This is a genomic window from Caulobacter sp. 10L414, assembly GCF_056395525.1.
The window spans coordinates 129,254-150,341 of record NZ_JBFTJR010000015.1 but is presented as its reverse complement, the minus strand read 5'-3'; the positions used below and the strand labels follow the sequence as shown (position 1 = coordinate 150,341).

At 69.3% G+C, this 21,088-nt stretch carries 14 protein-coding genes; 10 read left to right on the top strand and 4 right to left on the bottom strand.

Annotated features, from left to right (window positions below; all coding sequences use genetic code 11):
* The 7 genes from AC1DCG_RS08765 to AC1DCG_RS08735 form a co-directional block, all read left to right on the top strand.
* The coding region (locus tag AC1DCG_RS08765) for a hypothetical protein (RefSeq protein ID WP_477041453.1) at nt 1-242 on the top strand (242 nt) is incomplete at its 5' end.
* Nucleotides 242-1,912, top strand: a complete 1,671-nt coding sequence (locus AC1DCG_RS08760) for a methyl-accepting chemotaxis protein (RefSeq protein ID WP_477029623.1) — start codon at nt 242-244, stop codon at nt 1,910-1,912. The genes AC1DCG_RS08765 and AC1DCG_RS08760, both read left to right, overlap by 1 nt.
* A gap of 7 nt (nt 1,913-1,919) precedes the next feature.
* Nucleotides 1,920-4,010, top strand: a complete 2,091-nt coding sequence (locus tag AC1DCG_RS08755; protein WP_477029622.1) for a hybrid sensor histidine kinase/response regulator — start codon at nt 1,920-1,922, stop codon at nt 4,008-4,010.
* Nucleotides 4,007-5,080, top strand: coding sequence for a chemotaxis-specific protein-glutamate methyltransferase CheB (gene cheB / locus AC1DCG_RS08750; RefSeq protein WP_477029621.1), 1,074 nt, complete (start codon nt 4,007-4,009; stop codon nt 5,078-5,080). Before AC1DCG_RS08755 ends, cheB begins: the two co-directional genes overlap by 4 nt.
* Complete coding sequence (locus AC1DCG_RS08745; protein ID WP_477041452.1) at nt 5,077-6,726, top strand: response regulator; 1,650 nt, start codon at nt 5,077-5,079, stop codon at nt 6,724-6,726. Before cheB ends, AC1DCG_RS08745 begins: the two co-directional genes overlap by 4 nt.
* Nucleotides 6,723-8,537, top strand: a complete 1,815-nt coding sequence (locus tag AC1DCG_RS08740; protein WP_477029619.1) for a response regulator — start codon at nt 6,723-6,725, stop codon at nt 8,535-8,537. The genes AC1DCG_RS08745 and AC1DCG_RS08740 overlap by 4 nt, the downstream gene beginning before the upstream one ends.
* Before the next feature lie 177 nt (nt 8,538-8,714).
* On the top strand, nt 8,715-9,377 hold the full coding sequence (locus AC1DCG_RS08735) for a M23 family metallopeptidase (protein ID WP_477029618.1): 663 nt from the start codon (nt 8,715-8,717) through the stop codon (nt 9,375-9,377).
* A 26-nt stretch (nt 9,378-9,403) separates the two neighbouring features.
* Here the strand turns inward: AC1DCG_RS08735 and AC1DCG_RS08730 are convergent, their stop codons facing one another.
* Nucleotides 9,404-10,387, bottom strand: coding sequence for an isoaspartyl peptidase/L-asparaginase family protein (locus AC1DCG_RS08730; RefSeq protein ID WP_477029617.1), 984 nt, complete (start codon nt 10,385-10,387; stop codon nt 9,404-9,406).
* A 91-nt stretch (nt 10,388-10,478) separates the two neighbouring features.
* Here AC1DCG_RS08730 and AC1DCG_RS08725 point away from each other — a divergent pair, with 91 nt between their 5' ends.
* On the top strand, nt 10,479-11,180 hold the full coding sequence (locus AC1DCG_RS08725) for a hypothetical protein (protein WP_477029616.1): 702 nt from the start codon (nt 10,479-10,481) through the stop codon (nt 11,178-11,180).
* A gap of 55 nt (nt 11,181-11,235) precedes the next feature.
* Here the strand turns inward: AC1DCG_RS08725 and AC1DCG_RS08720 are convergent, their stop codons facing one another.
* From AC1DCG_RS08720 to AC1DCG_RS08710, 3 genes are all read right to left on the bottom strand, one after another.
* Nucleotides 11,236-14,082, bottom strand: coding sequence for a TIM-barrel domain-containing protein (locus tag AC1DCG_RS08720; protein ID WP_477029615.1), 2,847 nt, complete (start codon nt 14,080-14,082; stop codon nt 11,236-11,238).
* Nucleotides 14,083-14,141: 59 nt separating this feature from the next.
* Nucleotides 14,142-15,791: a DUF5597 domain-containing protein gene (locus AC1DCG_RS08715; RefSeq protein ID WP_477029614.1), complete on the bottom strand. Its 1,650-nt coding sequence runs from the start codon at nt 15,789-15,791 to the stop codon at nt 14,142-14,144.
* 593 nt (nt 15,792-16,384) lie between these two features.
* Nucleotides 16,385-19,114 carry a TonB-dependent receptor gene (locus AC1DCG_RS08710; RefSeq protein WP_477029613.1) on the bottom strand — a complete coding sequence of 910 codons (2,730 nt, stop codon included), beginning with the start codon at nt 19,112-19,114 and terminating at the stop codon, nt 16,385-16,387.
* 407 nt (nt 19,115-19,521) lie between these two features.
* Between AC1DCG_RS08710 and AC1DCG_RS08705 the strand changes: the two genes are divergently transcribed.
* Both AC1DCG_RS08705 and AC1DCG_RS08700 read left to right on the top strand, forming a co-directional pair.
* Nucleotides 19,522-20,463 carry a 2-dehydro-3-deoxygalactonokinase gene (locus tag AC1DCG_RS08705; protein ID WP_477029612.1) on the top strand — a complete coding sequence of 314 codons (942 nt, stop codon included), beginning with the start codon at nt 19,522-19,524 and terminating at the stop codon, nt 20,461-20,463.
* Nucleotides 20,450-21,070, top strand: coding sequence for a 2-dehydro-3-deoxy-6-phosphogalactonate aldolase (locus tag AC1DCG_RS08700; protein WP_116565145.1), 621 nt, complete (start codon nt 20,450-20,452; stop codon nt 21,068-21,070). The genes AC1DCG_RS08705 and AC1DCG_RS08700 overlap by 14 nt, the downstream gene beginning before the upstream one ends.
* The last annotated feature ends 18 nt before the right edge of the window (nt 21,071-21,088 follow it).

Genomic DNA, 21,088 nt, shown 5'->3' with positions numbered 1-21,088 from the left:
CGCCCGACGCGCCCGGCTTCCTCGTGGCCCTGCGCGGCGCGGGCAACCTGGCCCTGCGCGTCGACGCCGCGCCCGGCGCCGCCCGGGTCGCCCGCGAGATCGCCGGCGACGCCTTCGAGGGCGGTGTTCGCGGCCTGGTGGCCGAGGGCCCCGGCGATCTGGCCGGCCGCACCGTCACCCTTCTTCATCTCGACGACCTCGTCGCCGACCACCTTTCCGCCGCCTTGGGGGCAAGAGCCTAGTGACCATCGCCAACCGCATCATCCTCGGCTTCGCGGCCGTCACCGTCCTGCTGCTGGGCGTTGGCCTGTTCGGCCTGTTCCAGATCGGCGTGGTCAAGGACACCACCGAGACCATCGTCACCCGCGACATGGCCGTGGTCCGCCAGGTCGCCCAGATCCGCACCACCGCCAACGAGATGCGCGCGGCCAGCGACGCGGTGATCACCAGCTACCTGTCGCGCTCGGCCGGCGGCGTGGGCGGCAACGAGGAAGACCCCGTCACCCGCTGGCGCCAGCGCGGCGCCGACATGGACACGGCCCTGGAGAAGGCCGCCGCGGCCGCCCGCGACTATCGCCAGAGCGCCCTCTCGGCCGAGCGCGCCGACGCCTGGCGCCGCATCGAGGACTACCTGAACCAGACCGCCGCCTCCTCGCGCCAAGGCCGGACCGACACCGAGAACCTGTTCAGCGCCATCCGCCGCAACGACAGCGCCGGCGTGGCCGCCGCCCAGACCGCCCTCGTCCAGCGTCGCGGCGAGTTCGGCCGCGGCATCCAGGGCGCCGAGGACGTGCTGGACGACGCCATCCTGTCGGGCCAGCGCCGCATCAACGACGTCTACAAGGTCAGCCAGGTGTCGATCATCATCGCCCTGATCGTCGCCGCCGTGATCTCGGGCGCGATCACCTGGGCCATCCGGGGCTCGATCGTCGGCCCGCTTGGCGCATTCATGGGCTTCGTCGGCAAGGTGGGCGAAGGCGACCTGACCGGCCGCGCGGCCGCCGCCACCAACGACGAGATCGGCCAGCTGGGCGGCACGCTCAACACCATGGTCGACGGCCTGGTCGTGCTGGCCCGCCAGAGCCGCGAGGCCACCGAGAACCTCAACGCCGCCACCGCCGAGATCCGCGCCTCGACCCAGGAGCAGGCCGCCAGCGTCGAGGAACAGCTGGCCGCCGTGCAGGAGACCGCCGCCACGGTCGACGAGATCACCCACTCCGGCGCCCAGATCGGCAAGCGCGCCCAGGAAGTGATCGCTTCGGCCCAGGCGACCGCCCACACCAGCAACGAGGGCCTGCGCGCCGTCGACGAGACCGCCAAGGCCATGGACGCCATCCGCGAGCAGGCCGAGGCCGTGGCCGAGAACATCGTCGCCCTGTCGGAGAAGACCCAGGCGATCGGCGACATCATCGCCACCGTCAACGACATCTCCGAACGCTCGCACCTGCTGGCCCTGAACGCCGCCATCGAGGCCGCCTCGGCCGGCGAGAACGGCCGCAGCTTCGCGGTCGTGGCCTCGGAGATGAAGATGCTGGCCGACCAGGCCAAGGAAGCCACCACCCAGGTGCGCTCGATCCTCGGCGACATCCAGCGCGGCATCAACGCCTCGGTCATGCTGACCGAGGAGGCCGTCAAGCGCGTGGCCGCCGGCAAGGAGCGCACCGACACCACCCAGCGCACGATCACCGAGATCACCGGCCGGGTGCAGGAAAGCGTCCAGACCTTCCAGCAGATCGTCGCCTCGACCAACCAGCAGCAGCTGGGCATCGAGCAGGTGATGGGCGCGCTGCAGAACATCCGCCAGGCCAGCCAGCAGACCGCCGCCGGCACCCGCCAGCTGGACGAGGCCGCCGCCAACCTGTCGGACCTGTCGCGCCAGCTGCTGGCCCTGTCCGAGCGCTACCGGACCTGATCGCGACGTGCCCGACATCCGGCGACAGCTTCTGGCGGCGTTCGACCTCGAGCACCGCGAGCACCTCCAGGCGATCCGCCAGGCCATCGCGGCCGGCGGCGAGGTCGACACGCGCGAGATCTTCCGCCGCGCCCACAGCCTGAAGGGCGCGGCCCGGGCGGTCGACCTGCCGGCCGTCGAGGAGAAGGCGCATGCGCTGGAAAGCCTGTGCGCCGAGTTGATGGACGGCTCGCGCGCCCTCGACGCCCAGACCGTCGCCGTGCTGGAGAACCTGCTCGACGCGGTGGAGGACGCCGCCAGCGCCGCCTACGCCCCGCCCGCGCCCAAGCCGGCGGCGGCGACCGCTCCCGCGGCGGACGAGGCGGTGGAGTACGTCCGCATCGACGTCGAGGCGGTCGCGGGCCTGTCGCGCGCCATGCAGACCCTGTCGGGCGACGTGCTCGACCATGGGGCCGTCGACGAGGACCTGCGGCGCCTGGCCGCCGAGGCGCGCAAGCTGGAACGCCGCTGGCGCGACACCCGCGGCGCGGCGACCCGGGCGCGAGAGGTCGAGCAGGGCCTGAAGGACCTGTCGCGCGCCCTCAACGAGCTTTCGGTGCGGCGGGTGCGGGCCGGCTGGGCCCTGGACCAGGGGCTTTCCGACCTGCGCGGCCGGGTCGAGGAGATCAGCCAAGCCCCGGCCGAGACCGTGTTCGGCGGCTTCGCCTCGATGGTCCGCGACATCGCCCGCGACGCCGGCGTGCCGGTCGACGTGCGGGTCACGGGCCTGGAGACCCGCGCCGACCGCCGGGTGCTGCAGGCGCTGAAGGACCCGGTGATGCACCTGCTGCGCAACGCCGTCAGCCACGGCCGCGAGACGCCGCAGGCCCGCGCCGCCGCCGGCAAGCCCGAGCGCCTCACGGTGGTGATGGCCGTTTCGGCCGCATCAGGCCGGCTGCGCATCGAGATCGCCGACGACGGCGCCGGACCCGACCTGGCCAGGCTGGAAGCTGCGGCCGTCGAGAAGGGCCTGATGCCCGCCCGCCAGGACGGCGCCCCCGCCCCCACGCCGGAGGAACTGCTGGCCCACGCCTTCGCGCCGGGCGTCTCCACCGCCCAGGGCGTGGATCGCCTGGCCGGCCGCGGCATGGGCCTGTCGGTCGTGGCCGAGGCCGCGCGCAAGCTGCGCGGCGACCTGCGCCTGACGGCCGGCCGTCCCTGGGGCGCGCGGGTCGTGCTGTCGACGCCGCTGTCGGCCGCGCGGCAGTCGCTGTTGTTCGTCGACATCCAGGGCCGCCAGGCCGCCCTGCCCTCGCTGGGCGTGCGCCGACTGTTGCGCCTGGACGCCACCGCGCTGGAAACGGTGGAAGGACACCCGGCCGCACGGATCGCCATCGACGGGGACGACGTTATCGTCCCAATGGTTCCGCTTTCCGCTCTCCTGACCGGCGTCGCCGCCGAGGTTCCCGTCCATGCCGGCGCGGTGTCCGCCGTGCTGCTCAGCCATGGCCGCCGCCATGTGGCGCTGGCCGTCGACGCCCTGTGCGACGTCCGCTCGGCCATGGTCGAGGACCTGGACGCCGACGACCTGGACGCCGACCTGATCGCCGGCGCCGTCCAGCTGGACGACCAGGCGCCGGCCCTCGCCCTGGATCCCGACGCCCTAGTGCGCCGCTGGCTGCGCGACCAGCGCCAGCTGGCCGCCGGCGGCCTGGGCTTCGCCGAGACCGCCGACGACGCGGAAGAGGCCGCCCGCACCATCCTGGTGGTCGACGACTCCATCACCACCCGCACGCTGGAGAAGAGCATACTGGAGGCCCAGGGCTATCGCGTGCTGCTGGCCGTCGACGGCCTGGACGCCCTGAACCTGCTGCGCTCGGGCCAGGCGATGATCGACCTCGTCGTGGCCGACATCGAGATGCCGCGCATGGACGGCTTCTCGCTGCTGCAGGCGGTGAAGGCCGACGCGGCCCTGGCCGCCACGCCGGTGATCCTGATGACCTCGCGCGCCGACGCCGCCGACGTGCGCCGGGGCCTCGATCTGGGCGCCGAGGCCTACATCACCAAGCAGAAGTTCGACCAGCGCGAGCTGCTGGCCGCCATCGGGCAGTTGCTGTGAAGGCCTCGGGCAAGCCCGTGCGGGTGATGATCGTCGAGGACTCCACGGTGGTGCGCGTCCTGCTGACCCATATCGTCGAGCGCGACCCGCGCCTGACGGTGGCGGCCGCCGTCGCCTCGGCCGAGGAGGCCCTGGCCTGCATCGCCAGCGTCAGGCCCGACGTGATCTCGATGGACATCCGCCTGCCCGGCATGGACGGGCTGGAGGCCACGGCGCGGATCATGTCGGACCATCCGACCCCAATCGTCGTCATCGCCGACGCGGTCGAGGACGCCTCGCTGAAGATCTCGATGAACGCCCTGCGCGCCGGCGCCCTGACGGTGGTGGAAAAGCCCGTGGGCCTGGCCACCGAAGGCTACGAGCAGCTGGCCGACACCATCTGCACCCAGCTTTTCATCATGAGCAGCGTGCCGGTGATCCGACGCCGGGCCATCGGCGGCGGGGCCCGCGCCCCGCGCGAGGCCGCGCCGATCGCCAGCGCCGCCGACTTCCAGGACCTGGGCTACCTGGCGCTGGCCGCCTCGACCGGCGGGCCGCCGGCCCTGGCCCGGGTGCTGGACGCCCTGCCCGCCGACTTCCCCGCCCCCGTCCTGATCGTCCAGCACATGGGCGCGGCGTTCATGGAAGGCTTTGCGAGCTGGCTGGACAGCCTGTCGCCGATCCGCGTGGCGGTGGCCAAGGACGGCGAGCTGGCCTTGCCCGGACGGGCCTATGTCGCCCCTGGCGACCGCCACCTGACCCTGACGCCCGGCGGCGTGATGCGCCTGTCGGGCGCCGCGCCCGTCAGCGGCCAGAGGCCGTCGGCGACCGTGCTCTTTCAATCGCTGGCGCGGTCGGTGGGTTCGCGGACGGTGGCCGCCCTGCTGACCGGCATGGGCGAGGACGGCGCCAAGGGCCTGGCCGAACTGCGCGCCGCCGGCGGCTTCACCATCGCCGAGCACGAAAGCAGCGCCGTGGTGTACGGCATGCCCGCCGCCGCCGTGAAGCTGGGCGCGGCCCGCGCCGTGCTCGCCCTCGACCTGATCGGCCCGCGCATCGCCCAGCTGGCCCGGCGCAGGGAGGATGCATGAGCGCCTCGGTCCTGGTCGTCGAGGATTCCGAAACCCAGGCCCTGCGCCTGCGCGGCCTGCTGGAAGCCGAGGGCTTTTCGGTGTCGTGCGCGGCCAGCGGCGAGGCGGCTCTGGAGCACCTGAACGCCCACCTGCCCGACCTGATCGTCGCCGACTTCCACCTGCCGGGCATGGACGGACGCGAGCTGTCGCGGCAGATCCGTCTCAACGGCCGCACCCGCGCCCTGCCGGTGCTGATGCTGACCGGGGCCCGCGAGAGCGACCTCGAACGCCAGGGCCTGGAAAGCGGCGCCGACGCCTATGTGGCCAAGTCGGCCGATCCCAAGGTGGTGATCGTCCGGCTGAAGGCCCTGCTGCGAAGGGCCAGGGCCGAGACCGCCGCCCCCAAGGCCTCAGAGCCGTTCCGCCGGGCCAGGGTTCTGGTCGCCCACCCCAGCGCCACGCTGCGCCTGCGCCTTGGCCACCTGCTGGAGCATGACGGCTACGAGGTGGCGACACTGGAGCGGCTGGATCCCGACGCTGCGGCCCTCGATGGCGAACTGGACGGCGTCATCGTCGGCGTGCGCGGCGGCGACCGCGACGACCTGGCCGCGCTGGCGGCGCTGGACGCCCGCCGCGCGCGGCTGGGCGCGCCGTTCCAGTTGCTGGCCTTCGGCGGGGAAGAGACCGACCGCGACCTGCTGACCGACGCGCTGGAGGCCGGCGCCGACGACGTGGTGCCCGCCTCGGCCAACGACGAAGTGGTGCGCGCCCGGGTCCGCGCCCAGTTGCGCCGCAAGCTGATGGCCGACGAGGCCCGCCGCAGCGCCGGCGAGGCGCGCGCCCAGGAACTGGCGCTGGCCCGGGCCGAAGCCCGCGCCGCCGTCGCCGACGACCTGGCCAGCGCCAACCGCCAGCTGAAGGATGCGCAAGGCCAGCTGGTGCAGGCCGCCAAGATGGCCTCGCTGGGCGAACTGGTCGCCGGCATCGCCCACGAGATCAACAATCCCCTGGCCTTCCTGCTGGGCCACCAGGACACGGTCGAACGGCTGATCGCCKCGGCCGCCGAGGAAAGCCCCTCCCCCGGCCTCGACAAGGCCAAGGCGCGCCTGGCCTCGATGCGGGTGGGCATGAAGCGCATCCAGGACCTCGTGCTGAACCTGCGCAAGTTCTCGCGCCTGGACGAGGGCGACCGCCACGTGCTGGACGCCGCCGACTCCATCGAGACCGTGCTGGCCCTTTTGACCCACAAGCTGGGCGACGGCATCGAGGTGCGCCGCGCCTACGCCGCCCGCAACACCCTGGAAGGCTCGCCCGCCCTGCTGAACCAGGTGGTGATGAACATCGTCGGCAACGCCGCCGACGCGCTGGAAGGGCCGAGCGGCGGTCGCGGCGTCATCGCCATCACCACGCGCGACGAGGGCGGCGACTTCGTCATCGTGGTCGAGGACTCCGGCCCCGGCGTGCCGGCCGACCTGAGCGACCGGATCTTCGAGCCGTTCTTCACCACCAAGCCGGTCGGCGCCGGCACGGGCCTTGGCCTGGCCATCGCCTACAACGTGGTGCGCGCCCACGGCGGCTCGATCGCCGTCGACAAGGGCGACCTTGGCGGCGCGCGCTTCACCATCATCATCCCGCCACCTGCCACCGACGGAGAAAGCCGATGAGCGCCTCCGGGGGCGAGCGTCCGACGATCCTGATCGTCGACGACGAGCCCGACATCCTGGTCGCCCTGGAAGACCTGCTGGAGGACCGCTACCGCGTCCTCACCAGCAACGCCCCCGGCAAGGCCCTGGACATCCTGGCCCAGGAGCCGGCCGTCGCCCTGATCCTGTCGGACCAGCGGATGCCGGGCCTGACCGGCGACCAGTTCCTGGCCGCCGCCCGCTCGATCAGCGACGCCGACTCCATCCTGCTGACCGGCTATGCCGACCTGTCGGCCGTGGTCTCGGCCCTGAACCTCGGCGGCGTCAGCGGCTACATCGCCAAGCCGTGGGAGCCCGAGGCCCTGCGCGCGGCCGTCGCCGCCGGCGTCGAGCGCACCCGCCTGCGCCGCGCCCTGCGCACCGAGCAGGCCCTGCTGCGCGGGCTGATGGACAGCATCCCTGCCGTCATCGCCTTCAAGGACGCGCAAGGCCGGGTGGTTCGCACCAACGCCTCGCAGCAGCATGCCTTCGCCGACGCTCCGCAGGCCGCCGAGGCCCTGGCGGCCGGTCAGCCGGTGCAGGTGGTCGAGGAAGAGGCCACCCTGACGGGGCCGGTGTGGACCGAGCGTCAATACGTGCCGCTACGCGACGAGGCCGGGCACCTGCTGGTCATCGAGCGCGACGTCACCGACCAGAAGATGGCCGAGATCCGCCTGCGCCAGGCCGACAAGCTGCAGGCCCTGGGCACCCTGGCCGGCGGGGTGGCGCACGACTTCAACAACCTGCTGACCGCGATCCTGGGCAGCCTGGAACTGGCGGGGCGCCGCCTGCCGGACGCCGAGAAGGTGCGCCGCTATCTCGACAACGCCAGCCTGGCGGCGCGCAAGGGCGCGGCCCTGACCCATCGCCTGCTGGGCTTCAGCCGCCAGCAGGAAAGCCAGCCCAAGGTGGTCGACGTGGCCGACACCCTGATGGGCATGGACGCCATCCTGGTGCGCACCCTGGGCGGCGCGGTGCGCATCGCCTGGGACCTGCCCGCCGACCTGTGGCCCGCGCATGTCGAGCCAGACCAGCTGGAACTGGCCGTGCTGAACCTGTCGGTCAACGCCCGCGACGCCATGCCCGGCGGCGGGGTGATCTCGATCAGCGCCCGCAACCTGGCCATGGCCGGCCCGACCTCGCGCCACGACCTGCCCGACGGCGACTATGTGCTGGTCACCGTGCGCGACACCGGCGAGGGCATTTCGCCCGAACTGATGGCGCGGATCTTCGAGCCGTTCTTCACCACCAAGCCCGTCGGCAAGGGCACCGGCCTTGGCCTGTCGATGGTCTACGGCTTCGCCCAGCGTTCGGGCGGGGCGATCGACATCGAGAGCCAGCCCGGCGAAGGCACGGCGGTGAACCTCTATCTGCCGCGCGGCTCGGGCGACTGCGGGCCGGGGGAAGACTGCCGGGAGGTCGAACAGGCCCTCGACAAGCAGCCGTCGCGCAGCGTGCTGGTGGTCGACGACGATCCCACGGTGCGGGCCGTGACCGTGGCCATGGTGCGCGACCTCGGCCACCGGGTGATCGAGGCCGAGGACGGCGAGCAGGCCCTGCGGCGCGTGCGCCAAGCCCGTCCCGACCTGATGATCGCCGACTTCGCCATGCCCGGCATGACCGGCCTGGAGCTGGCCCGCGCGGCCAGGGACCTGTCTCCCGGGCTGCGCGTGATCCTGGTCACCGGGCATGCCGACGTGACGCCCGAACGGACGGACCTGTCGATGGTGCGCAAGCCCTTCGAGAACAGGGAACTGGCCGACCGCATCCGTTCAGTCCTGGCTGGCGCGTAAGTCGACATTCGAACAATGTTCGATTGAATCTCAAGCCTCCAGCTTGAGCATAACCAAGCACATGCGCGTCGACCTGACGCAGCAATCCTGCCTTTTCATCGCCTTATCTGAATGGTTAACGACGCCCCGTGGCGCGCTCAACGCCCCACGACGCGAAACGATCCATAGGATGGCGAAATGCATTTTCCGGCGCTGAAGAAGCTTCCTCCCCAGGCGCGGATCGCCCTGGGTCTGACGGTGCTCTTCGCGCCGATGGCGGGCCTGGCGATGGAAAGCCCGCATGCAAACCGCTCGGCGCGGCCCGCGGTGCAGACGCTGCTCAACAGGCTGGACGAGACCCCGCCCCAGCCCGTCCGCATGGAAACGGTGTGGAAGGGCGCCGACGTCGACGGCGACGGCGCGGCCGACTTCGCCAACCCCACGGGCGCGGCCCCGCGCGAGCACGACGACTTCGGCGACGGCGCGTTCGGCGCCCGCCGCGACGGCGGCTCGCGCAAGCACGAGGGCGTCGACTATGTCGCCGTCGCCGGCCAGGCGGCCAAGGCCCCGATGTCGGGCTACGTCACCAAGATCGGCTACGCCTACGCCGACGCGCCGGACCTGCGCTTCATCGAGATCACCAACCCGGCCCTCGGCTATGTCGCCCGCGCCTTCTACGTCGATCCCGACGTCGAGGTCGGCCAGACCATCCGCCTGGGCCAGGTGATCGGCAAGGTGGCCAGCCTGCAGAAGCACTATCCCGGCATCACCGACCACGTGCACCTGGAAGTCATCAAGCCCGGCGGCCGGCGGATCAACGCCGCKGCGCTGATCCAGCCGAAGCTGGTGGCGGCGGCCTAAAACCCCTCTCCCCGAAGGGGGAGGGTCTATTTGCTCTCGTCCGCGTAGATCGCCGTGCCGCGGCCCTTGGCGCTGGCCCAGCCGCGGTACATGCCCGAGCTGTTCATCGGGAAGGCGACCTCGCCCTTCCCGTTCATGGTGATCATGCCGCCGTCGCCGCCGATGTCGCCGATGGCCTTGATCGTGGCCTCGCCGGCGGTCTTGAGATCCTCGCCCTTCCAGGCGATGCGGGCGCAGACCTGATGGGCGGCGCTGGTGCGGATGAAGTATTCGCCAGAGCCCGTAGCCGAGACCGCGCAGACGCCGTCCTGGGCGTAGGTCCCCGCGCCGATGATGGGGCTGTCGCCGATGCGGCCCCACTTCTTGCCGACCATGCCGCCGGTCGAGGTGGCCGCCGCCAGGTGTCCCTTGGCGTCGATGGCGACCGCGCCGACCGTGCCGTAGAGGTGGGTCGGATCCAGCGCGGCCTTCTGCTTGGCGCGCCAGGCCTCCAGCTGCTTCCAGCGCTCCTCGGTGCGGAAGTAGCTGGGATCCACCTGCTCCAGCCCCTGTTCGACCGAGAACTTGTCGGCGCCCTCGCGGGCCAGCATCACGTGCGGCGACTTCTCCATCACCGCCCGGGCCAGGCTGATCGGGTGCTTCGTACGGGTCACGCCCGCCACCGCGCCGGCCCTGAGGGTCGCGCCGTCCATGATCGAGGAGTCCAGCTCGTTCTTGCCGTCAGCGGTGAAGACCGCGCCCCGGCCGGCGTTGAACAGCGGATTGTCCTCCAGCACCTTCACGGCGGCCTCGACCGCGTCGAGGCTGGAACCGCCCTTTTCCAGCACCTCCGACCCTGCCTTCAGCGCCGCGTCGAGGCCGGCGCGATAGGCCGCGTCCTTCTCGGGCGTCAGGCTGCCGCGATTGATCACCCCTGCCCCGCCGTGGATGGCCAGCGACCAGTCGCCGGCGAAGGCCGGCGCGGCGGTCAGCGAGGCCGCGAGCGCGGCGGCGGCGATGAACTTGGACATGCGACTCTCCGGAGGATCTCGGCGCGATAAGAGCATCTTCAGGGCCGTGTTTCACTGGCGCTAAAGGCGAAGCTTGCCCTAGGTTCGCGCCATGTCCGCCAGCGACACGCGCTCGACCATCGACTTTCCTTTCGCCCGCCGCCTGTCGTGGCGGCTGGCCATCGCCAGCGTGGGCGTCACCATGTGGGCCCTGTTCGCGCCACGCCCATACGCGCTGGTGATCGGGCTGTGCGCCCTGGCGCCGTGGGTCGCCGTGATCCTGATCCGCCTGCGCCCCGAACTTTCGCTGCTCGGCGGCGAGCGAAAGGCCGGCGCCGAGGAACTGGCCATGGCCTGGGCCGCGCCCGCCACGGCCCTGTTCGTACGCAGCCTCGACCACGACTTCCTGAACCCCGCAGCCCTCATCGTCGCCTCGATCCTGCCGGGCGCGGCCCTGTGGACGGCGATGTGGCTCGCCGACCGACGCCGGCAAAGCCGCACGACCATGATCTGCAGCGCCCTGGTCGCCGGATTGTGGGGCTGGGGCGTGCTGGCCTATGCCGACGTGGCGTTGAACCGCGGCCGCTTCGAGATCGCCACCGGCCAGATCACCAACATGGCGCTTTCGTCGCGGGAGCAGGGCCTGATGGACGTCGTCGCGGTCATCGATGGCCGCCAGCGGTCGTTCGACGACATGCCCGTATCCGGCGCCGTCTACGCCTCGCATCACATGGGCGGGACAGTCTGCCTGGAAATCCACACGGGCCTGCTGGGCGTGCGTCACGCCTACGCCAGGGCCTGCCCGCTGGTCTGAAACGACGAAGGGCCCGGCGTCGCCGCCGGGCCCCGTTTCAGGCATCGATGCGGCCCTACTTGCGGGTCAGCACCACCGGCTGGCCGTCATACTCGACGGTCAGGTCGGCCGCCGCATCGAAGTCAGTCGGCTTCCCGCCCTTGCCGATGAAGCGGACCTTGAAGGTGCGCTTGTCGACCATGCCCTTGAAGCCGCCCGAGCGGGCGCCGATGGTCACCCGGCCGCTGGCGTCATCGTAGGAGATCGGCGTGCGGGCCCAGGCGCCGCGGGCGTAGCCGTTGGACAGGCCGTCGTCTTCATACAGCTCGTACTTGCCGTCCTTGCCGGTGAAGATCAGCAGGGTGATCGGCGCGTCGGGTTTTTCGCCGACATACTGCTGGACGACCGTGGTCGGCACGATGGCGCCGGCCTTCACGAACAGCGGCATGCGCGAGAGCGGCGCGTCGGCCTTGACGCTCTGGCCGCCCTTGAAGGCCTTGCCGGTCTCGAAGTCGTACCAGGTTCCGGCCGGCAGGTAGACGCTGCGCGAGCGGGCCTTGAAGGCGGTGACCGGGGCGACCAGGAAGTCCTGGCCGAACAGGTACTGGTCGTCGACGTTCCTGGCCTCGGCGTCGCCGGGATAGTCCATCACCAGGCCGCGCATCATGCTGCCGTCGCGGTGATAGGTGTCGGCCGCCAGGGTGTAGACGTAGGGCATCAGCCGGTAGCGAAGCTCGTCGTACCAGGCCAGCGACTTGTAGATGTCGCTGCCTTCGTCGGCGAGTTCGTAGATCTCGCGGAACGGCAGTTCGCCGTGGCTGCGGAACAGCGGGCTGAAGGCGCCGAACTGGAACCAGCGCAGGTTCAGCTCCTGCCACTCGGCCCAGTGGGCCGGGTCCTTGGTCTCGTAGCGCTTCTCGACCGAGAAGCCGCCGATGTCGGTGGTCCAGTTGGGAATGCCCGACATCGACAGGTTCACGCCGGCCGAGATCTGGTCGCGGAAGTCGTCCCAGCGGGCCACGACGTCGCCGCTCCACACCGCCGAGGCGTTGCGCTGCAAGCCGCCGAAGCCCGAACGGGTCAGGATGAACGGCCGGACGTCGGGGTTGTCCTTGATCTCGCCCTCGTAGACGCCGCGGGTGTGCTCCAGCGCATAGCTGTTGAAGTACTCCGCGCCGGGGCCGAGCGCCGTCGGGCTCATGCGCAGGGTGCGCTCGGGCACGTCGACGTTGGAGTGCAGGTCGGGCTCGGAGGCGTCCATCCACCAGGCGTCGACGCCATAGACCTTGAGGTCGCGCTTGACCTGCTTCCAGTAGATGTCGCGCGCTTCTTGGCTATAGGGATCGTAGAACGAGTTCAGGTAGCCCGGCCCCACCCAGTCAAGCGCGCCCTGCTCGATGTTGCGCTTGTACATGTGGCCCTTGGCGTCCAGCTCCTTGAAGTTGTCCGTGGTCGGATAGAACTTCGGCCAGATCGAGATCATGAAGTGGGCGTTCATCCCGTGGATGTCGTCGACCATCTTCTGCGGGCTGGGGAAGCGCGTTTCGTCGAACTTGTGCGTGCCCCACTCGGGATCTTTCCAGTAGCGCCAGTCCATGACGATGTTGTCGAGCGGCAGGCCGCGCTTGCGGTACTCCTTCACCACGCCGACGATCTGGTCCTGGGTCTCGTAGCGCTGGCGCGACTGCCAGAAGCCGTAGGCCCAGCGCGGCATCATCACCGCCGAGCCCGTCAGGTCGCGATAGCCGGCGACCACCTGATCCAGGTCCTCGCCGCCGATGTAGTAGTAGTCGATGGCCTTGCCGACTTCCGAGGTCAGTTGCAGCGAGTGACGGTCGGCCGCGGGCATCGGGTCGTTGTGCAGCAGGCCGATATAGCCGTCGTCGGGCGTCCACTCGACGCGCACCTTGTGCTTCTTGCCCGGCGTCAGCTTGGCGTCGAAGTTGTGATACCAGGGGTTCCAGTTCTGGCGCCAACGGTCGATGACCAGCTGGCCGTCCAGCCACACCTTGGCGTAGCCGCTGGAATAGAGCTTGAAGTTGTGCTCGCCGGCCTTGTCGGTCTGGACGAAGCCGTCCCAGGTCACCGTCTGGCCCGGCAGGTTCTTCTTGGCGGCGTCCTGCAGCTCGGCGGGCCAGTTCGGCAGGTCCTTCAGGAAACGGTAGTCGATGTCCTTCTCGACCCGCGTCACCTTCAGCTGACCGTTCTGGTAGTACTTGGCCGTGAAGCCGCCGGCCTTGCCGTCGGCGTCGAAGATCTTCAGGTCGCGCGAGGCGACGTCATAGGGGATCGGATTGCCGAACCGGGTGATCGAGTTGTTGTCCCAGAGCAGGCCGTAGCCCTTGGACGACAGCAGCATCGGCACGGCGATGGCGCGGTTGTACTGCAGCAGCTCCACGTCGCGGCCATTGTAGTTCATCTGGCCGTTCTGGTGCTGGCCAAGACCGTAGAAGGCCTCGTCCGTGCCCGGATTGAACTGCTGGCGGACGCTGTAGAAGTCCTGCCCCTCGACCTTGACCGGCGTGAAGGCGCCGCGGTCGCGCTCGGCCAGCACCTTGCGGCCGGCCGCATCGAGGAAGTCGACCGTGCCGTCCTTCAGCGAGACCTGGGCGGTCGCCTTGGCCGTCTTCAGCGTCAGCACCCCGCCCTTCTCGTCGACCGTGAAGCCGCTGGTCACGGGCTTGGCCGTGACCATCAGGCTGGGCGGGTTGTCGAAGGTGTCGGTCGGCGAGGCGGTCACGTGAATGATCCGCTCGCCCATCACCTGCAGCCGCACCTTCTTGGCCGGGCCCGAAGCTGGGGTCACCACCACGCCGTCGGCGGTCTTCTCGAACCCGCCGTCGAGGGCGAAGGCGCTGGTCGAGGCCAGCAGGGAGAGGGCCAGGCCCGCGGCCAGGCCGCCGCCCCGATAGATGCTGCGCATGTCGTTCTTCTTCCCTGTCGTCGTTGTTTTCGTTCTTGTTCTCAGGCCTGGCCGGCGACCTAGTAGGTCGCCAGCTTCACCTTCAGGATCTGGGGCAAGGTCGTCAGGTTCAGGCCGTAGTCGACCTGGTCGCCGTTCCAGACGCGGTCGAACACCCACTGGCCCTTGTCGTCGAAGTGGCCTTCCTCGACGCGCGAGACCATGAACCGCTCGTTCTTGGCCGAGCCGAAGGTCAGGCGGGCGCGGTAGCCGGTGATCAGGAACTCGTCGGGCCCCAGTTGCGCGACCAGCGCGCCGGCGTCGGGGATCTCGCGGTCGGGCTGCTTCTCGGCCTTGGCCATCCACGGGGCCTCGATCGAGCCGAACTGCCATTCGCCATAGGTCACGCGCACGTTCCAGCGGCCGCCCAGGTCGATGGTCTCGGGCTTGCCGCCCTCCTGCTCGCCCACGCCCCAGACCTTGCCCTCGTAGGACAGGCGCGCCCACTCGCGGGCCATCGGCGCGAGCAGCCGGTAGTGGACGGCGAAGTTCTCGATCGCCTTGGCGTCGATGGTCTTGGCGCCCAGCGGGTAGTTGGAATAGCCGGTATAGTCGATGCCGAACGGGGCGAAGCCGATGCCCTGATGGCCCAGCACGTCGTAGATGTAGCGGGCGTAGGCCTTGTCGCTGCCGATCTCTGGCACGAACAGGGCGTTGTCGGCCCGGCCGTACTGTTCCAGCGTCTTACGGACCTTCTCGCTCTCGCGCATGTAGATGTCGGGCGCCAGGGCGTCGATCGACGGCGCGGCGGCCTTCCAGACGTCGAGCACGTTCCAGGTCGGGCCGCCCGACGAGTAGGTGAACGGGTCCTGGTCGTTGAAGGGGTCGCGCAGGGCGGCGTTGACGTACATCGGCAGCGGCAGCACCTGCTTGCCGGCGGCGGCGATCTCGTCGACGTAGCGGCCGATCGACCAGGCGTAGAAGAACTCGTCGGCGTCCTTGCCGAACACCTCTTTCCAGGTTCCAGGCTTCTTGTTCATCGCCTTGGCCAGTTCCTTCGGAACCGGGCCGTCGAAGATCTTCTGGGCGGTCGGCGAGAAGTCGCGGATGGCGCTGTAGGCCCCCACCTCGTTCTCGGGCTGGACCATGATCACGGTGTGGTCGGGATCATTGGCCTTGATGAAGCGCATCAGCTCGACGAAGGCCTTCTTGTCGGCCTCCAGGGTCGCGCGGAAGTGCGGCGACAGCGAGTTCTTGACCTCGCCCTTGCCGTTGATCAGGCGCGGGAAGCGCTTGTTGTCGAGCTTGACCCACTCGGGCGCGTACTGCGGGCCGTTGTTCTTCCAGGTGGCGAACCACAGGATGACCAGCTTGGTGTCGTTCTCGCGGGCCTGCTTGAGCAGCAGGTCGAGATAGGAAAAGTCGAACTTGCCCTCGACCGGCTCGATCTGCTCCCAGGCGATCGGGATCTCCAGGGTGTTGGCGTGCAGGGCCTTCACGGCCGGCCACACCTTGGGCATCTGCGAGGGATAGTTGGCGGCGTTGTTGGCCTGGACGCCCAGCATCAGGAACGGCTTGCCGTCGACCAGCAGCGCATGCTTGCCGTCCTTGGTCACCAGCTTGGGCAGCTGACCTTGCGCGAAGGACGGCGCGGCGGCGGCCAGGCTGAGGATCGCGCCGAGGGCGGCAAGGCCCTGCCTGCCCCGCTTGGGCTTGCTGGAAAACGTCACGCGGAAACCTCCATGCTGGCGAGCCGGTCGGAAGCTATGCCTGCATCGGTCGCCCGCGGTGGAAAGTAAGCGCTGTCAATCGGGATGGACATCCCCTCGCCTCCTCCCGTTCCGGCGGTCGCGCGAGAGACTTGAAGCCCCGCCCACTCGTTACCGCTACCATTCTTATAAATACGACAATTAGCGGAGACAGCCCCGATTGCAACCGGTTTTAGCCCGGGCGCAGGCGCGCCGGTTCGGCAGCAAATCTTTGTAACGATTGGATAAAGGCAAAAAAATCCGCGCATCGCCGCAGGAGCGATGCGCGGGGAAAAGAAACGCGCGGCTTCGGGGAGAAGAGCCCGCGCGATGCGCTGACGACCGAAGGTCACCAGGACGAAGACGATCCGAGATCGCCTCCGCCGATGGAACGATACGTATAATCATACAAATGAAGAGGCAACCCTTTTTGTCCGCCTCGCGGCCAGTCCGGCAAAGAAAAAGCCGCGGATCGCCAAGGCGCTCCGCGGCTGCAGGAAGACGCGAGTTCGGGGAGGAACCTCGCGGTGGCGAGCCCGCCCTGCCCCCGAAGAAGCAGGCCGGGCGCCGCCGGATCAGAAGTCGACGCGCAGGGTCGCCGAGACGCGACGATCGACCAGGATGCTGTCGCGCGGACGCGTTTCCTTGCCGAAGAACGTGTCGCGCTGGGTGTCCGTCAGGTTCACGCCTTCGATGGTGAAGGCCATGTGGTCGTTGATGTCGTAGGTCGCCGAGGCGTCCAGCTGGCCGAAGGCCTTGCTGTAGACCGGCAGGTTGCCCGTGCCGTTGCCCGAGGTGGTGCGAACGAAGTCGTCACGCCAGTTGTAGGCCAGGCGGAACGAGATCGGGCCCTTCTCGTAGATGCCGACCACGTTGTAGCTGTGCTTGGACAGCCCTTCGAGCGGCACGTTCGGCAGGTCCACGCCCGAGGTGTCCCGCGCCGTGGGGTTCGGCGCCGAGCTGTCGACGTAGGTGTAGTTGGCCTGGACGCCCAGGCCCGACCACAGGCCCGGCAGGAAGTCGAAGAACTGGTTGTAGCCGACTTCGAAGCCCTTGATCTTGCCGTCGTCGCCGTTTTCCGGACGCGTGATGTCGAACAGGGCGGTGCGGCCGTCCGGGAAGACGATCGGCACGTCGCTGCGGGTGACGTTGTAGATGAAGCCGTCGACCTTCTTGTAGAAGGCCGCGCCGTACAGCATGCCGGTCTTGTTGAAATACCACTCCAGCGAGGCGTCGAACTGGTCGGCCTCGAGCGGACGCAGGTTCGGGTTGCCGAAGGTGACCGAGTTGCGGCCCTGCTGGGTGCTGCCCGGCTGGCCGATGTTGGCGTTGGCGTTCAGCTGGTTGAAGGTCGGACGCGACAGGCCCTTCGAGGCGGCCAGGCGCAGCTGCAGGTCTTCCTTCAGGTGGATGCGCAGGTTCAGGCTCGGCAGCGCCTTGGTGTAGGACTGGGCGACCTCGACCGGCGAGTAGATGGTCGCGCCCGAGGTCTCGCCGGCCTGGCCGTAGTTGACGATCGGCGTGATGCCTTCGAAGCCCGACGAGGTCACGTTGGTGCGGACCACGCGCAGGCCGACATTGCCGTCGACCGGGAACTGGCCAGCGTCGAAGCCGAAGCGGGCCACACCGTACATGGCGTAGGTCTGCTCGCCTTGGGTGTTGGTGTCGGCCGGGCCGTAGCCCACGCCTTCCGACAGGCCCAGGGCCTTGAGCGTGGCGCGGTAGTCGAGCGCGATCGAGCGCTTGAACGCCACCGTCGGGCCGAACGAGTCGACCTTGTCACGGAAGAAGTTGTCGAACTGGTTGACCTCGTAGAGGTTCGGATAGTTCGACAGCGGGCTGAAGAAGCCCACGAAGCGGTAGGTGCTCGAGCGGGTCACCGCCTCGCGGTCGGTGTAGCGCACGCCGACCTTGATCGAGCGCAGGATGCCCGCGTCGGCCGGCTTGTACTCGGCGTCGGCGCGCCAGGCCTTCTCGGTGCCCACCGACTTGTCGATGTGGTCGAGATAGTAGCCCAGGTTGAAGTTCGACGGGTTGCTGGCGTAGCCGCTCGGGCCGGTGGTGATCACCGGGATGTCGCCCGAGATGTCGTGGTTGAACACCGGGATCGTGGCGCCGACGTTGACGATCGAGCGCACCGAGTCGGTGATCGCGCGGACGTACTGGAAGTCGGTGCTCAGCGTCAGGTCGTCTGTGGCGTCCCACTTGCCGCCGATCGAGTAGTCGGTGGTGACCGAGTGGCGCTGGGTGAAGCTGGTGTTGGAGTCATACGGCACGTTGGCGAACGAGCCGCTGATGAACTCGCCGTTCTCGTCGAACTTGAAGGTGCTGCCGGCGACCGGGAGGATCGAGTTGCTGCCAGTGTAGGCGAACACCGAATAGTCCTGCCATTCGAACTTGTAGTCCGAGTGCACGACCTGGCCGTAGATCTCGGTGCGGTCGTTCGGACGCCATTGCAGGCCCAGCACGCCGCCCTTGCGGGTGCGGTCGCCCAGGGTCGTGTTGACGCCGGCGCCGTGCGGCACGGTGACGGTCTTGCCCTCGTAGCCCGGGTAGTTGACGTAGTTCGCGTCACCCGGCTTCAGGGTGTAGAACGGCTCGGTCGAGATGGTGTCCTGACGGAACGCGCCCTTCTGGTAGGCGATGTTGGCCAGCACGCCGATCTCGCCGATGCTGGTGTCCCAACGGTCGCTGACCAGCAGCGAGGCCGAAGGCTTGGTCTTCTCGACGAAGTCGTAGGTGTTGGAGGTGACGCTGGCCGAGAGCTTGCGGCCCGAGAAGTCGAACGGCATGCGGGTGCGCAGGTTCACCAGGCCGCCGATGCCGCCTTCGATCAGGTCGGCCGCCGGGTTCTTGTAGACGTCGACGCCGGCCAGCACTTCCGACGGCACGTCCTCGAAGCTCAGGCCGCGGCCTTCGCCGGCGGTGAAGCTGTCGCGGCCGTTGATCTCGGTGCGCACCTGGGTCAGGCCGCGGATGGCGATGTTGGCGCCTTCGCCGTAGTTGCGGTCGATCTGGATGCCGGGGATGCGCTGCAGCGCTTCGGCGACGTTGCGGTCGGGCAGCTTGCCGATGTCGGTGGCGACGATCGAGTCGACGATCTGGCTGGCGTCGCGCTTCATGGCCTGGGCCGAGCGCAGGCTGGCGCGCACGCCGGTGACGACGACTTCTTCGACAGCGGTGTCAGGCTGGGCCGCATCGGCGGGCGCATCTTGCGCGAAGGCCGGAGCGGCGGTGAAGGCGGCCATGACGATGGCCGAAACGCCGGCCAGCTGCGCACGGCGCGTGAAATTGGGGTGCCTCATGCTTCCCTCCCGTGATCGTCGCCCCAGCGCTCTCAAGGCGCAGTGGACGTTTGTTGAACTTGTGGTCGAAACGGGACAGCGCTGTCTTTTCGCTGCCACGCGGGATGGGTCGACCTATATGATACCGGTAACTCGCAAGCAAGCGATCAAAGGATTAATGTGATTAATCCCGACACAGTGGCATTGGAACCACAGCCTACCCGGGGGGCGAGTGAAACATTCGGCCGTATTGGCGGCCGCCCGCCGACGTTTGCGCGGGCCGATATTATACTATAAATGCTGCACCGCCGGCTGGACCGTCGGCGACGTTTTAGGGACGGCCATGAACCAAGGGATCGCAGGCGGACGCAGCCAAGAGCGCGACGCCAACCAGAACTTCTCCCAGGCCGGCCGGGAACATCTCTGACATGGTCGCTTCGGATCCTTCCATCACCATCTTCGGCGACTGGGGCACCTCGCGCCTGCGCCTCTACCTGCGCCAGGGCAAGAGCGTGCTGGACCGCCGCGACGGCCCCGGCATCGGCTCGCTGAGCGCCTCGCCCGAGCAGACCTTCCTCGACCTCGTCGGCGACTGGCGCGAAGCCGGTCCCGAAACCATCCTGCTGTGCGGCATGGTCGGCTCGCGCAACGGCTGGGTCGAAGCCCCCTACGCCCCCTGCCCCGCCGACGCGGCGGCGATCAGCGAACGACTGGTGAAGGTCGAGGCCCAGGGCCTGACCGTCTCGATCGTGCCGGGCCTCTCCTGCACCAACCCGCTGGGCGGTCCCGACGTGATGCGCGGCGAGGAAACCCAGATCCTCGGCGCCCTGGCGCTGAACCCCGAACTGAAGACCGGCCGCCACCTGCTGGCCATGCCGGGCACCCACACCAAGTGGGTGGTGGTCGAGGACGGCGCGATCGCCAGCTTCCTGACCGCTCCGGTCGGCGAGACCTTCGCCGTGCTGCGCGAGCATTCGATCCTGGCCAAGGCCGCCGCCGGCGACGCGCCCGCGACGCCGGAAGGCTTCGACCTGGGCCTCTCGCGGATCACCGACAAGGGCGCGGCCCTGCTGCCGCACTTGCTGTTCGAGACCCGCAGCCGCCAGCTGATCGACGGCCTGCCCAAGGCCGACGCCATGGGCTTCCTGTCGGGCCTGCTGATCGGCGCCGACGCCGCCGGCGCGGCCGGCTGGTTCGGCCAGCTGGGCAAGGTCGCCCTGATCGGGGCCCCGGCCCTGAACGCCCTCTACGCCAAGGCCATCAAGGCCGCTGGCGGCGACAGCTTCGAGATCGACGGCGACGCCGCCGTGCTCGCCGGCCTGTCTTCCCTTTCGTCCTCAATCACGCGTGATGCCCATGTCCTTGCCTGACGCCCCGCCCATCGTCGCCATCCTGCGTGGCGTTAAGCCCGACGAGATCGTCGAGATCGCCGGCGCCCTCGTCGACGCCGGCATCGGCTACATCGAGATCCCGCTGAACTCGCCCGAGCCGCTGGTCAGCATCGGCAAGCTCTGCGAAGCCTTCGGCGACAAGGCCCTGTGCGGCGCCGGCACCGTCCTGACCCCGCAGGCGGTCGACGACGTGGCCGCGGTCGGCGGCAAGCTGATCGTCACCCCGAACATCGACGCCGACGTGATCTCGCGCGCCGTCGAACTGGGCCTGACCGTCATGCCCGGCTTCTCGACGCCCACCGAAGCGTTCGTCGCCGTTAAGGCCGGCGCCAAGGCGCTGAAGCTCTATCCGGCCGGCTCGTTCGGCCCGGGTCACCTGAAGGCCGTGCGCGACGTGCTGCCCAAGGACATCGAGATCTACGCCGTCGGCGGCGTCGGCGCGGCCAACCTCAAGCCCTGGCTCGACATCGGCGTGGCAGGCATCGGCGTCGGCGGCGAGCTCTACCGCCCCGGCTACACCGCCGCCGAAGTCGGCGAGCGGGCCCGCGCCCTGGTCGCGGCCTGGACTGCGCAGACCGCCGGCTGAGCCGTCTTACGATCATAA